We start from the raw sequence: 14,911 nt of genomic DNA on the forward strand, positions 1-14,911 counted from the left end.
GCCAGGTGCCACACTCGCAGCATGACCGACCGGTGGGCTCTCGCTCCGGCCGAGGACGGTGGCGTGGATGTCGCCCCCCTCGGCCCGGACGGGCTGCCCGCCGGTCCGGTGCGGCGGGAGTCCGATCTCGCCGGGGCGGTCAGGGGCCGCCCGGAGGTCACGCGCTGGGTGTGGCGGTCGACCGCCGAGGTCTACCCGCGTCTGCTCGCCACGGGGGTGCGAGTAGAGCGGTGCTACGACATCGAGGACGCCGAGACACTCCTGCTGGGCCACGAGGGACGGTCCGGTGAGCCGCACTCGGCCGCCGCCGCCCTGGCCCGCCTCCGCGGCGGCCCCGTACCACCCGATCCACCGCAGCGCTCGGCCGAACCGGGCGCGCAGTCCCCGCTGTTCGAGCCGCAGGGCACCGCCCGCCTGACGCTCGACGAACTCCTCGCGGTCTACGCCGAGCAGCAGCGCCGGCACGACCGGGCCGAGCGCCCGGACCGGATGCGGCTGCTGACGGCCGCGGAGTCCGCGGGGATGCTGATCGCCGCCGAGATGAACCGCGCGGGCCTGCCCTGGAGCGCCGAGGTGCACCGCGAGATGCTGCGCGAACTGCTCGGCGAGCGGTACGCGGGTGGCGGCGAACCCCGCCGGCTGGCCGAGCTGGCGGACGAGGTGTCGGCCGCGTTCGGCAGGCGGGTCCGCCCGGATCTGCCGGCTGATGTGATCAAGGCCTTCGCCCAGGCCGGGATCAAGGTGAAGTCCACCCGCCGCTGGGAGCTCTCCGGCATCGACCACCCGGCGGTGAAGCCGCTCCTCGAATACAAGAAGCTGTACCGGATCTGGGTGGCGCACGGCTGGACCTGGCTCCAGGACTGGGTGCGCGACGGCCGGTTCCGGCCCGAGTTCCACGCGGGCGGCACGGTCACCGGGCGCTGGGTGACGAACGGCGGGGGCGCGCTGCAGATCCCCAAGGTGATCCGGCGGGCCGCGGTCGCCGACCCCGGCTGGCGGCTGGTCGTCGCCGACGCCGACCAGATGGAGCCGCGGGTCCTCGCGGCGATCTCCCGGGACCCCGGGCTGATGGAGGTGGCCGGGCGGGAGACCGACCTCTACCAGTCCGTCTCCGACCGCGCCTTCTCCGGCGACCGCGGACAGGCCAAGCTCGCCGTCCTGGGCGCGGTCTACGGCCAGACCTCCGGTGACGGCCTGAAGAACCTGGCCGCGCTCAGACGCCGTTTCCCCAAGGCGGTGGCCTATGTCGACGACGCGGCACGGGCCGGCGAGGAGGGCCGGCTGGTGCGGACCTGGCTGGGCCGGACCTGTCCGCCGGCGGCCGGTGCGGGCGACGGCGCGGAGGAGGCGGGCATGCCCCAGCAGGAAGCGGAGGAGCAGACGGCCGACGGCTGGGTGCCGGGCTACGCGTCCACCAACTCCCGTGCCAGAGGCCGCTTCGCGCGCAACTTCGTCGTTCAGGGCAGCGCCGCCGACTGGGCTCTGCTGATGCTCGCGGCGCTGCGCCGGACCTGCGCGGACCTGGCGGCCGAGCTGGTCTTCTTCCAGCACGACGAGGTGATCGTGCACTGTCCCGAGGAGGAGACCGGGGCGGTCGTGGCGGCGATCCGGGAGGCGGCCGACCTGGCGGGACGGCTGACGTTCGGGGAGACGCCGGTCCGCTTTCCGTTCACGACTGCGGTGGTGGAGTGCTATGCCGACGCGAAGTGATCAGTCGGCGGCCGACAGCAGCTCGCGCAACTCCACGAGGACCTCGGGCTCGTCGGTGCCGTCCAGGGCTGCCAGGGCGGCGCGCCAGACGTCTTGCGCCTCGCTCGTGCGCCCCTGCTCTCGCAGGAGGAGACCGAGCTGGTGGCGGGCCAGACCGCCGCTGTAGCGGTCGGCGCGGGCGTCGGCGCGGTGCAGGAGTTCGACGCACTCGTGGTGGGCGCGGTCGGTGTGGCCGAGGCCGCGCAGGGCACGGACCAGACCGAGCCGGGTCTGGGACTCGCCGTGCCAGTCGCCGTGGTGGCCGAGGATGTGCAGACTCTCCTCGAAGTGCGGGGCGGCGGCCGCCGGTTCGCCCAGGGAGAGATGGGCGTAGCCGATGTTGCAGTGCGCCGAGTGCTGCACGATGACGGCGCCGATCGCGTCCCCGATCGCCAGCGAGCGCCGGTGCTGCTCGATGGCGGCGCGGGGGTCGGTGTGCTCGTAGAGGTTGCCGAGGTGGCTGTGGGTGACGGCCTCGCCGTAGGGGTCGTTGAGCTGCCGGGAGTACTTAAGGCTCTGCCGCAGCGCCTCGCCCGACTCGTCGTACCGTCCGAGCCCCTCGAGGAGCAGCCCCCGGTTGTTCAGGCAGCGCCGGATCCAGGACACCACGTCCAGCCGCCGCCAGATGACGAGGGCCCGGTCGGTCAGGGCGAGGGCCTCCCGCTGGCGGCCGGTCAGGAAGTGCAGCCCGGCGAGGTCGCCCAGGGCGTAGGCCTCGGCGGCCTCGTCGTCCAGACGCCGGGCGGCGGCCAGCCCGGCCGTGCCGAGCACCTCCATCTCGGCGACCCGGCCGCCGCGCAGGACATAGGGGAAGAGCAGCCGGACCAGCGTGGAGAGGTAGGCGCTGATGCGCGGATCGGCCGTGTCGGCGTACCGCTCCACCAGGGCGACGATGTTCTCCAGCTCCACATCGCCCCAGGCGAAGGCGTGCTCGGCGCACTCGAAGGGGGCCAAGGCGGCCGTGTACGGCTGGTGTTCGGCGGGCTGGGCGGCGGTGGGCCGGCGGCGGTCGCCCTGTTCGAGGCCGGGTTCGAGGATGGCGACGAGGGCGAGTTCGGCGACGGCGGCGAACCAGCGCAGGGCGGTGAGTGCGGCCTCGGTGCGGTCGGTTCCCTCGGCCAGTTCCCGAGCGAAGTCCCGCACCAGGTCGTGCGGGGTGTAGCGGCCGTAGGCGGTCTCCTCCAGGAGCGCCACCTCGACCAGCCGGTCCAGGGCGGCCTCGGCGCGGCGCGCGTCGAGGCCGGTGAGACGGGCGATCAGCAGGGCGCCGTAGGTGGGCAGGTCGAGGGCGCCGATATGGCGCAGGGCGAGGGCGGCGTCGCGGTCGGGTGCCCGGTCGGAGGCGGCGAGGGCGTCGTGGGCGACGGCGAGGGAGCGCCGGACGCTCAGGTCGTCGTACTCGAGGTGCTGCAACCTGCCCTCGGTGGCGGCGAGCTGACCGGCCAGCACCTCGGGGGTGAGGGCGCGGCGCGCGGCCAGCCGGGCGGCCACCACCCGCAGGGCGAGCGGCAGCCGGCCGGTGAGACCGACGAGCGGGTGACCGGCGTCGATCTCCGGCCGCCCGCTGACCGTGCGCAGCAGGGCGGCGCTGTCCTCGCCGGTCAGCGGCCCGAGCGGAAACCGGCGGGCGCCGTCGAGCGCGGTGAGGGGCGAACGGCTGGTGACGATCACCGCGCAGCCGGGGCCGCCGGGGAGCAGCGGTCGCACCTGGGCGGCGTTCGCGGCGTCGTCGAAGAGCAGCAGGGTGCGGGTAGGCGCGAGCAGGGAGCGCAGCAACGCGGCTGCCGCGTCCGGGTGTTCAGGGATGTGCCGGGGGTCGGCACCGAGGTCCCGCAACAGGGCGGCGAGCGCTTGGGCGGGGGCGAGCGGGGGTACGCCCGGGGTGGCGCCGTGCAGGTTGACGTAGAGCTGGCCGTCAGGGAAACGTTCCCGCAGGTGATGGGCGACATGCAGCGCGAGCGCGCTCTTGCCGACACCGGCCATACCGCTGACGACGGCGACGGCCGGACCGGCCGCGGCGGCGAGGGCACCGCCCAGCTCGTCACGGACGGCGGTGCGTCCGGTGAAGTAGGCCGGGGGCGCGGGAAGTTGGGCGGGCCGGGGCGCCGGGGAGTCGCCGCGCGTAGAACCGGGACCGGCGGGCCGCTCCTCATCCGGGTCGCACCCCGCTCCGGCGTCAGCGCCCTCGCCCGTCGGCCGACGGTCCGCCGACCCGCCTGTCAGGGACGCGGCGCCCGTCGGCCGACGGTCCACCGATCCGCCTGCCAGGGACGCGGGGCCTGTCGGCCGACGGTCCGCCGACCCGCCTGCCAGGGACGCGGGGCCTGTCGGCCGACGGTCCGCCGACCCGCCTGCCAGGGACGCGGGGAACTCCGCGACCGGCCAGGACGCCCCCGCACCCGCCTCACCACCCTCACGCACCCGCTCGCGCGCCGTGCCCGCGTCCGGCACCCCCTCGCGTGCCGTGCCCGCGTCCGGCACACCCTCGCCCGCCCCCCGCGCGTCCGGCCCACCCCTCTCGGCTACCCCGCTGCCCTGCACGCCCGGGTCGCTTACTCCGCGGCCCTGCGCCCCCGCATCGCCCACACCGCTGCCCTGCACACCCAGGTCGCTTACTCCGCGGCCCTGCACGCCCGCATCGGTCACGCCGCCGCCCTGCACACCCAGGTCGGCCACACCGCTGCCCTGCACGTCCGCGTCGGCTACCCAGCTGCCCGGCACCCCCGCATCGGCCACACCGCTGCCCTGCACGCCCGCGTATGACCCGCCGCCGGTCTCCCCGGACCCGCCGCTCCCCCGCAGCACCTGGACATGGGTCTCGCGTACCGCCGCTCCCGGCTCGACGCCGAGTTCCTCGATCAGGCGGTGGCGCAGGTCGCGGTGGACGGCGAGGGCCTCGGCCCGGCGGCCGGTGCGGTGCAGGGCGAGCATCAGCTGGCGGTGGTAGGCCTCACGGAACGGGTACTGCGCGACCAGCGCCGCCAACTCCGGCACGACACCGCCCAGTCGCGGCCCGCCGAGGGCGAGCTCCGCGTCGTAACGCCACTCCAGCAGGAGCAGCCGTGCCTCCTCCAGGCGCTGCACGAAGGCGTAGCCGCCGAACTCGGCGGGGAGTCCGCCGAGCGGGCTGCCGCGCCAGAGCGCGAGCGCCTCGGCGCACGCGCTCAGCACCGGCGCCCACTCTCCGCGCCCGTGCGCCGCGCGCGCCTGCGCCACCCGCGTGTCGAACACCTCGACGTCCAGCTCGCCGTCGTCGACGCGCAGCAGATAACCGGGCGGTACCGCGCGCAGCCGCTCCGGGTCGTCGAGGAGCCGGCGCAGCCGGGTGACGTGGTTGTGCAGCGAGGCCTGTGCGGACACCGGGGGCGCCCCGCCCCACAGCGCGTCCTTGACCGAGTCGACGGAGACGATTCGCCCGGCCTCCAGGAGCAGCGCGGCGAGCAGCGCGCGCACCTTGGGGCTGCCGATGGGCCGGACGTCGCCGCCGGGGAGATAAAGCACCGGAGCTCCCAGCAGTCCGAACCGCAGCTCGTCCCGCCGCATCACTCCGCCCATCGCCTTCCCGTACGGTCATGGCCGACCGCGCTGCATGGCGGGGATGCCCGCCGGTACCTGGCTCCTGGCGGAATTCGATCCCGTCGAGGACGAGTTCCCGCCACCTTCTCCGTGCCGTCGGAGCCGGAATCCGCAGGGCTTCCGGCCTGTTCCCGGAGTCGTACGACGCCTTCACGCCAACCGGTCGGCCACCTCCGGGAGAACCGCTGGCCATATGTTAGCGATCCGTTGGCGAGCCCTGATGTGATCTTCGCATCGGATCGGGCCCGACGGCGCGCGTGTACAACGCGCAACTCGGGGGAGTGTCGCCGCAGGCCTGGATCCGGGGACGCGAGAGGGTCCCGGTCGGCGGAGGTGAACGACCGGGATCCTCGTCCTGTTTCCGGCACGGTCGCCGGGCTCAGATGATGGGCTCAGATGACGGGCTCAGATGACGGGCGGGCGACCCAGCCGGGTGAGCCGCCAGACCGTGCGCCAGCGCATCGGCTGGCGCTCACCGGCAGGTTCGCGCATCCCCTCCACGAAGCCCCCGAACCAGGCCCGCAGCCCGCCGGTCGAACGGGTCCGCAGGAGGGTGATCAGCGTCCACACGGCCAGGTGCACCGGGATCAGCGGCATGGGCAGCCGACGCCGGGTCAGCCAGACCCGGTTGCGGGCGGTCACCCGGAAGTAGACGGCATGCCGGGCCGGCGAGGTCCGGGGGTGCTGGAGGAGCAGCTCGGGCGCGTAGAGGATCTTCCAGCCGGCGTCGGCGGCCCGCCAGGCCAGGTCGGTCTCCTCGTGCGCGAAGAAGAACTCGGCGGGCCAGTCGCCGGTCTCCGTGAGCATCGTCATGCGCAGGGCATGGCCGCCGCCGAGGAACCCGGTGACGTAACCCCCGCGCATCGGGTCGGCGTTGCCGACGCGGGGCACGTGCCGCTGCTGGGTCTCGCCCTGTTCGTCCGCGATGCGGAAGCCGACGATGCCGAGGCGGGGGTCGGTGGCGAACAGATCCCGGACCTGCCGGAACACCTCGACGTCGACGAGCACCCCGTCGTCGTCCAGTTCGACGACGACGTCCACGTCGCCGTACGCGCGCAGCCGGGCGAGGGCGATGTTGCGGCCGCCGGGGCAGCCGAGGTTGTCCTCGACCTCGATGGTGGTGACCTCGCCGGGCAGGTCGAGGCGGCGGGCGAACTCGGGGAGTCGGCAGCCGTTGCCGACGATCACGATGCGGTCGGGGGTGAGGTCCTGCTTGGCGACGGACCTGAGCAGGGCGTCGACTTCGTCGGGCCGGTTCCCCATGGTCACCACGGCAACCGCGAGCCTCGGCTGCGCCATGTCCTCACCCCATCCGGCCGACGGCGGTGCCCGCGCCTGACCGAGGGACACTCACCGTTCACCAGGATGTTGCCTCAGATACCCCAAAGCTCCGGGCATGGGTCCACTTTGTGTCGGCTTTGACAATGTTTTGATCGACTATTTTCGCCGACCATAAGTTCCCTCACCCGAAAGGCCTCTCCTTCGTTCGATTCGCCTGCCGGAACGAGGGGATCCGCGCTCCCACCGGGAAGGGAACATGACGACGGAACATGACGACATCACGCAAGCCATGACATCCCAGCACATGACGCCATGCCGACCTCGCACATGACGCCGTGTCGGCACATGCTGACGGCATGTCATCGCAGGACAGGGCCGCAGGACGTGAATGGGGACGGACCATGCGAAGACATCTGCACCGGTTACGCGGGCGGTGGTCCGAAGCGCCGAAAATGGCAAGACTGTCACTGATATCGATCCCCTGCGCGATCCTCCTGGTCGCCGAGCCGGAACGCCGGCTGACCACCGCGGTCGCACTGCTCAGCCTGGCGTACACGGTCTACGCGGTACTGGCACCGCAGGCCGGTCCCACCCCGGAACCGCCGGACTGGACGAGATCCTGGCCCACGAGCGCAAGGACACCCTGAGACTGATCTGGGTCCAGGAGGGAACCTGCCGAGCGCGCCGCGGGCCGCCTACCGTGCCGCCTGGCTGGCCGACCGGAGGGGCCACGGCGATCGGCTTCACGACCGTACTGACCATGGGCATGCTGCGTGACAGCGAGCCTCGCCCGTCCGGCTGGCCGCCGGCGGAGCTGCTGACCGGTGCCGCCGGGGCGGCTGGGGTGGCGGCCGTCGGCACCGCCCTGATCGACCTGCGCGGCGGGGTGATCGACGCGCTCGAACTGGGCTGAGCCTTCACAGCCGTACTCCTGCTGCTGCCGCGTCTCACCTGCGAGTCTGGCCGGGGTCTTCCTCACCCTCCAGTTCGGCTGGAGCTACGGCACCACACTGATCGTGGTCTTCGGTCTCTGCCTCGGCGTGCCGATGGGATCCTCGCCGGGCTGCTGCTCTGGTACAACCACCTCCACCACGGCGTCCTCTTCGGCCTGGCCATCGGCTGGATCCTGGCCTCCTGCCACACCGCTTCCATCCCGGTGACAGTCAGCCACACCTGGCACGCCCCGCACGGCCGCCTCCCCTGGCGCATCGGGACCCACCTGGACGCCCTCCACACCTGGGACGCCCTCATCCAACTGGGCCGCACCTACCAGTTCCGCCACGCGGCCCTCGGCACCCGCCTGGCCCAACGCCTCCCGGAACTCAGGAACTCCGCACCGACCGATCTCTGATCCGAGCTCCCCGGAACGGGAAAACCCCGGTTCGGAAGAGTCCGAACCGGGGTTCTGGGTGGAGCCGCCTTCGGGATTCGAACCCGAGACCTACGCATTACGAGTGCGTTGCTCTGGCCATCTGAGCTAAGGCGGCGCGTCGCCCGCACTATGGTGCGATCAGCGACGTCGGTAAGTCTACACAGTTTCCGGGGGTGCTCGGGACACGCCCCGGCAGCGGGGCTCCCGGGGCGTGCGCAGGGCTATGAGCAGCGCTTTCCGTTCGCCGGCGGGGTGCCCTTGAGGAGGTAGGCGTCGATCGCCGAGTCGATGCAGGTGCTGCCCCGGCCGTATGCGGTGTGGCCGTCGCCGACGTAGGTGAGGAGCCGGGCCGAGGTGAGCTGGCGGGCCAGGGACTGGGCCCAGGGGTACGGCGTCGCCGGGTCACGGGTGGTGCCGACCACGACGATCGGGGCCGCGCCCTTCGCCTCGATGCGGTGCGGCTCCCCCGCGGCCCTCACCGGCCAGTACGTGCAGTTCAGCGAGGCCCACGCCAGGTTGGCGCCGAACACCGGCGACGCCTTCTCGAACTGGGGCAGCGCCTTCTCGACCTGCTCGGGGCCCGTGAAGGCGGGCGGCAGGTCCAGGCAGTTCACCGCGGCGTTCGCGAACATCAGGTTCGAGTAACGGCCGTCGGCATCACGCTCGTAGTAGCTGTCGGAGAGCGCGAGCAGGCCCGCGCCGTCGTTCTCCTTCATCGCCGCGTGCAGCGCGTCACGCAGCTGTTCCCACTCCGCCTGGTCGTACATCGCCGCGATCACGCCCGTGGTGCCGAGGGACTCGGTGAGCTTGCGGCCGTCCGCGTCGCCGGTCGGGATCGGGTGTGCGTCGAGCTTCCGGAAGAACGTACTGAGGTTGTCCGCGATCTGCGCCGGTGAGCTGCCCTTCGGGCCCAGCGGGCAGTCCGTGCGCTTCGCGCAGTCCTTCGCGAACGACTGGAACGCCGTCTCGAACCCCGCCGTCTGCTCCAGATTCATCTGGCGCGCGGACAGGGAGGGGTCCATCGCGCCGTCCAGGACCATCCGTCCGACCCGCTCCGGGAACAGCCCCGCGTAGGTCGCGCCGAGGAACGTGCCGTACGACGCCCCCACGTAGTTCAGTTTCGGGTCGCCGAGCACCGCCCGCAGGATGTCCATGTCGCGCGCCGAGTCGGCGGTGGAGACATGGCGCAGCAGCTCCGCCGAGTGCGTCCCGCACGCCTCGGCGAACTTCTTGTACTCCCCGACCAGTTCGTCGGTCTCCTTCCGGTCGTCGGGCGTCACGTCGGTCTCGGTGTACGTGTCCATCTGCGGTCCGTCGAGGCACTCGACGGGCTCGCTGCGGGCGACTCCGCGCGGGTCCATCGCGACCATGTCGTAGCGCGCCCGCACCTCCGAGGGGTAGCCGATGCCGGCGTACTGCTGGAGGTAGTCCACCGCCGAGCCGCCCGGGCCGCCCGGGTTGACCAGCAGCGAACCGAGCGGCCTGGCCTTGCCGGTCGCCTTCTTCCGGGCGACCGCCAGCCGCACGTCACCCGCGCCGGGCTTGGCGTAGTCGAGCGGGGCCTTCATCGTGGCGCACTGGAAGCCGGGGACGCCGCAGCTGCGCCAGCTGAGCTTCTGGTCGTAGTACGGCGCCAGCGCGGACGGGGTCGAGCGGGGCAGCGCGGCCAGCTGGGCGATACCGGCCGAGGCCGATGTCGACGCGCTTTCCGGGGCGGAGCACGCGGAGACGAGCAGGGCGGCGGCCGACAGCAGAGCCCCCGCGGTCAGGGCGCTGATGCGAGTCCGGGTCCGGGTACGGCGGAGGGTTCGCCTGATGTGCATCAATCGAGCGTAACGCTGAGAGATGATCTCCGTGCGGTGCGTGTTGGTTGTGGCTCGTACGGGTGACGCCGGTCAACCACGGGCCGACTCCCCCGCTCACCCCGTCGGCCACGGGCGGCTCCCCCGCTCAGCCCGCTCTGAGCGCCATCGTCATCGCCTCCACCGCGAGCAGCGGCGCCACGTTGCGGTCGAGGGCGTCCCGGCAGGCGGCGATCGCCTCGATCCGGCGCAGGGTGGACTCGGGCGAGCCGGCCCGGGCCAGCCGGTCCAGGGCGTCCTCGGCGTCCCCATTGGCGATCGCGACCCTGGAACCCAGCTGGAGGGCGAGAACGTCGCGGTAGAAGCCGGTGAGGTCGGTGAGGGCGACGTCGAGGCTGTCCCGCTGGGTTCGGGTACGGCGGCGCTTCTGCATGTCCTCCAGGTCCTTCATCACGCCCGCCGTGCCACGCGGCAGCCGCCCGCCCTCGGCCGCGCCGAGCGCCGCCTTCAGCTCCTCGGTCTCCTTGCCGTCCGTCTCCTCGGCGAGCTGCTTGGCGTCCTCGGCCGCCGCGTCCACCAGCTCCTGGGCGGCCTTCAGACACGCGCCGATCTCGTCCAGCCGCAGCGGCAGCTTCAGCACGGCGGCACGGCGCGCACGGGCGGCCGGGTCGGTGGCCAGCCGGCGGGCCCGGTCGACATGCCCCTGGGTGGCCCGGGCGGCGGCCGCGGCCGCCGCCGGCTCGATGCCCTCGCGCCGTACGAGCATGTCGGCGACCGCCTGCACCGAGGGGGTGCTGAGGTTCAGGTGGCGGCAGCGGGAGCGGATCGTGGGCAGCACGTCCTCGATCGACGGCGCGCACAGCAGCCAGACCGTGCGGGGGGCGGGCTCCTCGACGGCCTTGAGGACGGCGTTGGCCGACTTCTCGTTCAGCCGCTCGGCGTCCTCGACGAGGATGATCTGCCAGCGACCGGTCGCCGGGGACGTGTAGGACTTGCGGACCGTGTCGCGCATGTCCTTGACCAGGATCTCCGAGCCGACGGCGGCGACCGAGCTGACATCCGCGTGGGTGCCGATCAGGGCGGTGTGACAGCCGTCGCAGAAGCCGCAGCCGGGGACTCCGCCGAGGGCTCGGTCGGGGCTCACGCACTGGAGGGCGGCGGCGAAGGCCCGCGCCGTCTGGTTCCGGCCGGCACCGGGCGGGCCCGTGAAGAGCCAGGCGTGCGTCATCTTCGACGTCTCCGGCAGCGGCTGGTCGGCCGCGGCGGCGGTGACCTGGGCGTCGGCGTCCCGAGCGGCGGCGGTGAGCACCTCGCTCACCCGCTCCTGCCCGACGAGGTCGTCCCATACGGTCATGGGTCACGCCGCCCTTCCGTGCGTCACGCGTCCTGATCCCTGATTCCGGATCCGGAGTCCACCGGTTCCGTGGCCTCGCCCTCCATTGTGCGGGCGCCCACTGACAACGGGTTCCACACCCGGCAGGCCCCGCCTCGACAGGTCCCGCACCGGCAGCCTCCGCGCCAACGGCAGGCCCCACACCGGCAGGCCCCGCACCGACGGCCACGGGGGCGGCACCGGTCGGCACCCCGACCCGCACCGCCCCCGTAGGAACGTTTCCGGCCTCGAGACCGGGTCAGCCGCGCCGCCCGCGACCCCGGCGGCCCCGCTCGTCGTCGCGCTCCTCTTCCTCGTACGACCCCAGCAGCTCGTCCGCCAGCGACGGCAGGTCGTCCAGCGGGGTCTCCTCGGCCCAGTCGGGCCGGGGGCGCTGCCGCCGGGCCGTACCGTCGTCGTCGACCTGCGGCAGCTCGCGCGTACGGCCCTCGGAGCCGTCGGGGTTCCCGTCCGCCCCTTCCGACCCGCCCGACCGCTCGTCCCGGAAGAAACCGGGCGGCACCCGGTCCGCCGGGGTGCTGGCGGGAGCGGTGGCGTCGTCGCGCACCGGAGGCAGTACGGCGGTCTCGTCGGTCGCGCGCACCGGAGGCAGTACGGCGGTCTCGTCGGTCGCGCGCACCTGAGGCAGCACGGCCGTCTCGTCCGCTGCGCCGGGCACCACGGGCGGCCGTACCGCCGTCTCGTCCACGGCCCCGGGCGCCACCGAAGGCAGCACCGCGGTCTCGTCGGACGCCCCCGCCGGCGGCTGCGGGAGCTGCGCCGTCACCTCGGACTCGGACTCCCGGGCGGCGGGCTCTCGGTCCGCACGCACGGGCCGCAGCACCGCCGTCTCGTCCACCGCGCGCCTCGGCGCCGCCGGCGGTTCGTCGTCCGGCCGCACCACCGGCGTCGGCATGGTCGTCGCCTCCGGAGTCACCCCGGGCGCGGTCGGCCGGGGCGCGGACGACTCCCGGGCGGCCACGTCGGCCGCGGCCGCCGCCTCCGCCGCGGCACGCCGCGCCTGCTCGGCCTTGAGCAGGGCATCCTCGGCCTTGCGCTGCTTCTCCAGGCGCCGTTCCTCGGCCTCGGCGTGCAGCCGGGCCTCCTCCTCGGCCTGCTGGCGGCGGCGCTCGTCCTCGGCCTTGCGGCGGGTCTCCGCCTCCGCGCGGGCCTTCTCCTCGGCGAGCAGCCGGGCCTGCTCCTCCTCGGCACGGCGACGGGCCTCCTCGGCACGCAGCCGGGCCTCCTCCGCCTGCCGTTCGGCCTCACGCCGCTGCGCCTCCTCCAGCTCGCGGCGCTTGCGCTCCTCCTCCTCGGCACGGAGCTTGGCGAGCTGCTCCTGGCGCTCCCGCTCCAGGCGCTCCTCCTCGGCCTTGCGCGCGGCCTCTTCCTCGGCCTTGCGGCGGGCCTCCTCCTCGGCGGCCTTGCGAGCCTCCTCGGCGGCCTTGACCTCGGCCTCGGACAGCGGCAGCACGGTGTCGAGCCGGGCCCTGATGACCGTGGTCACCGACTCGGGCTCCTGGCCGGCGTCGACGACCAGGTAGCGGCCGGGGTCGGAGGCGGCCAGGGTCAGGAAACCGGCCCGCACGCGCGCGTGGAACTCGGCGGGCTCCGACTCCAGCCGGTCGGGTGCCTCGGTGAACCGCTCGCGGGCGGTCTCCGGCTCCACGTCCAGCAGGACCGTCAGATGCGGGACCAGTCCGTCGGTCGCCCAGCGGTTGATGCGGGCGACCTCGGTCGGGGACAGGTCGCGGCCGGCGCCCTGGTAGGCGACCGAGGAGTCAATGTAGCGGTCGGAGATGACGACCGCCCCGCGCTCCAGGGCGGGCCGGACGACGGTGTCGACGTGCTCCGCGCGGTCGGCGGCGTACAGCAGCGCCTCCGCACGGTGGGACAGACCGGCGGACGAGACGTCGAGCAGGATCGAGCGCAGCCGCTTGCCGACCGGGGTGGCGCCGGGCTCGCGGGTGAGGACGACCTCGTGCCCCTTGGCGCGGATCCACTCGGCGAGAGCCTCGGCCTGGGTGGACTTCCCGGCGCCGTCGCCGCCCTCCAGGGCGATGAAGAAACCGTTCGTCGTGGGAACCTGCGCCGGGTCGTCGCCGCCGAGCAGCGCGTCACGCAGGTCGTGCCGGAGCGGTACGCCCGCGCGGTCGTCGACCTTGGCGAGGACCAGCGCGGCCACCGGCAGCAGCAGCGCGCCGACCAGCATCAGGGTGAACGCGGCGCCGCCGTGCGCGAACACGAACTTGCCGTTCTCCATCCGGTGCGGCCCGATCAGGGCGGCCACCAGAGGCGCGATCACCGCGCCGAGCGCTATGGCGACCCGGACGACCGCGTGCAGATGCTCGGCGGTGCGGGCCTTGCGGTAGTCCTCGGTCTCCTGGTCGAGCAGGGTGTGCCCGGTGTTGGCGGCCACGCCCGCGCCGATGCCGCCCAGCGCGACGATCAGCAGCACGGTGGTGACGTCCGGGACCAGGCCGCCGGCCAGCAGCGCGATGCCGGTGAAGGCGATCGCCAGCGACAGCAGCCGACGGCGGGACAGCGTCGGCAGCAGCGCGGGCGCCGTACGGATGCCGACGGCGACCCCGCCGGTCAGCGCGAGCACCAGCAGGCCGTACAGCACCGGGCCGCCGCCCAGGTCCTTGGCGTGCAGCACGGAGACGGCGACCGCGGCGGAGATGGCACCGGCGACGGCCGCGCAGGCCGTCACCAGCAGCGGGATGGCGCCGGTACGGCCCCGGTCGGTGCCGGCGCCGGCCTTGGGGCGACGCAGGCCCTCCAGCGGCGACCGCGCGCGCGGGGTGCGCGTGCCGGGCACCTCCAGGTAGACCAGCACCGAGAGAGAGGCGGCGAACAGACCCGCCGCCACGTACGACCCGAGGGCCGCCTGGTGCTGGGCGAACCACTCGATGCCCGTGCCCAGCAGGTTGTTGACCAGGGAGGCGACGACGAGCGCGGCGGCCGCGAGCGGGACGGCCAGGAAGGTCGTCCGCAGCGACAGGCGGCGCAGTGCGTCCTGGTGGTCCGGCAGCGGTCGTACCGTCGCGCCCTCCGGGGGCGGGGCGGGCAGCAGCGCGGGGGCCGCGCTCTCCCGGCAGACCGTCCAGAAGCGCTCGGCGACTCCGGTGACGAAGGCCGTCACCAGTAGCACCGCCGGGGCGTTCTCCGGTGTCCAGTCGATCCACAGGGGCGCGATGATCAGCAGGGCGGCCCGCAGGCCGTCGGCGCCGACCATGGTCCAGCGCCGGTCCAGCGGGCCGTCCTGAGCGGTCAGTGTGGTCAGCGGGCCCAGCAGGACCGCACCGAAGAGCAGGGTGGCCAGAATGCGGACCCCGAAGACGATCGCCACCGCGAACGCCACACCGCGGTAGCCGCCGCCGAACGAACCCTGCGCGATCGCCGCTTGAAGCGTGAGCACGACAAGCACGAGAAGCGCCAGCGTGTCACCCACACCGCTGACTAGCTGGGCGCTCCACAACCGCCTCAGCTCGGGTCGGCGCAGCAGCGAGCGGACGGCGCGTTCGCGGGAATCCGCTACCAGTGCGTCGTCCGGTTCTGTCTGGGGGGCCGTTGGCTGCTCGGCTGGCGTCATGCTTTCAGCCTATCGGCAGCCGCCGACAGCCCGTCGCGACCGTCCACAGGTACGCACACCCCGACACCAAGTTGATGCCGGGGCGTTCGCATTGCGAAGACGGTGTGAACCGGTGTGACCGATATGGACCGGCCTGGCCGACAAGAACCGGTACCTCCGGTATG

Annotated in this window: 9 protein-coding genes and 1 tRNA gene; 4 read left to right on the forward strand and 6 right to left on the reverse strand. The window is 73.5% G+C overall.

The features are described 5' to 3' along the window. The first annotated feature begins 21 nt into the window (after positions 1–21). Positions 22–1,710 carry a bifunctional 3'-5' exonuclease/DNA polymerase gene (locus ACWDGI_RS22205; protein WP_450761526.1) on the forward strand — a complete coding sequence of 563 codons (1,689 nt, stop codon included), beginning with the start codon at positions 22–24 and terminating at the stop codon, positions 1,708–1,710. Here the strand turns inward: ACWDGI_RS22205 and ACWDGI_RS22210 are convergent, their stop codons facing one another. Beyond that, complete coding sequence (locus ACWDGI_RS22210) at positions 1,711–5,304, reverse strand: BTAD domain-containing putative transcriptional regulator (RefSeq protein WP_450761528.1); 3,594 nt, start codon at positions 5,302–5,304, stop codon at positions 1,711–1,713. It lies immediately after the preceding gene. Positions 5,305–5,730: 426 nt separating this feature from the next. Further along, positions 5,731–6,624, reverse strand: coding sequence for a glycosyltransferase family 2 protein (locus ACWDGI_RS22215; protein WP_450761530.1), 894 nt, complete (start codon positions 6,622–6,624; stop codon positions 5,731–5,733). A 434-nt stretch (positions 6,625–7,058) separates the two neighbouring features. Between ACWDGI_RS22215 and ACWDGI_RS22220 the strand changes: the two genes are divergently transcribed. The 3 genes from ACWDGI_RS22220 (at position 7,059) to ACWDGI_RS22230 (ending at position 7,957) form a co-directional block, all read left to right on the forward strand. Further along, the gene (locus tag ACWDGI_RS22220; protein ID WP_450761532.1) at positions 7,059–7,253 is read left to right on the forward strand and encodes a hypothetical protein; all 195 of its coding nucleotides are present in this window, start codon (positions 7,059–7,061) and stop codon (positions 7,251–7,253) included. A 113-nt stretch (positions 7,254–7,366) separates the two neighbouring features. Beyond that, positions 7,367–7,519, forward strand: a complete 153-nt coding sequence (locus tag ACWDGI_RS22225; protein ID WP_450761534.1) for a hypothetical protein — start codon at positions 7,367–7,369, stop codon at positions 7,517–7,519. A 243-nt stretch (positions 7,520–7,762) separates the two neighbouring features. Continuing rightward, the gene (locus tag ACWDGI_RS22230) at positions 7,763–7,957 is read left to right on the forward strand and encodes a hypothetical protein (RefSeq protein WP_450761536.1); all 195 of its coding nucleotides are present in this window, start codon (positions 7,763–7,765) and stop codon (positions 7,955–7,957) included. 59 nt (positions 7,958–8,016) lie between these two features. Here ACWDGI_RS22230 and ACWDGI_RS22235 read toward each other — a convergent pair. From ACWDGI_RS22235 to tmk, 4 genes are all read right to left on the reverse strand, one after another. After that, a tRNA-Thr gene (locus tag ACWDGI_RS22235) sits at positions 8,017–8,093 on the reverse strand. Positions 8,094–8,199: 106 nt separating this feature from the next. Continuing rightward, positions 8,200–9,801 (reverse strand): alpha/beta hydrolase, encoded by a 1,602-nt coding sequence (locus tag ACWDGI_RS22240; protein ID WP_450761538.1) that lies wholly within the window; start codon positions 9,799–9,801, stop codon positions 8,200–8,202. Positions 9,802–9,928: 127 nt separating this feature from the next. Beyond that, positions 9,929–11,134 carry a DNA polymerase III subunit delta' gene (locus tag ACWDGI_RS22245; protein ID WP_450761540.1) on the reverse strand — a complete coding sequence of 402 codons (1,206 nt, stop codon included), beginning with the start codon at positions 11,132–11,134 and terminating at the stop codon, positions 9,929–9,931. A gap of 277 nt (positions 11,135–11,411) precedes the next feature. Beyond that, a complete protein-coding gene (gene tmk, locus ACWDGI_RS22250) occupies positions 11,412–14,747 on the reverse strand; it encodes a dTMP kinase (protein ID WP_450761542.1) in 3,336 nt (1,111 codons plus the stop codon). Positions 14,748–14,911 lie beyond the last annotated feature (164 nt).

The sequence above is a fragment of the Streptomyces sp. NPDC001220 genome, assembly GCF_053597895.1.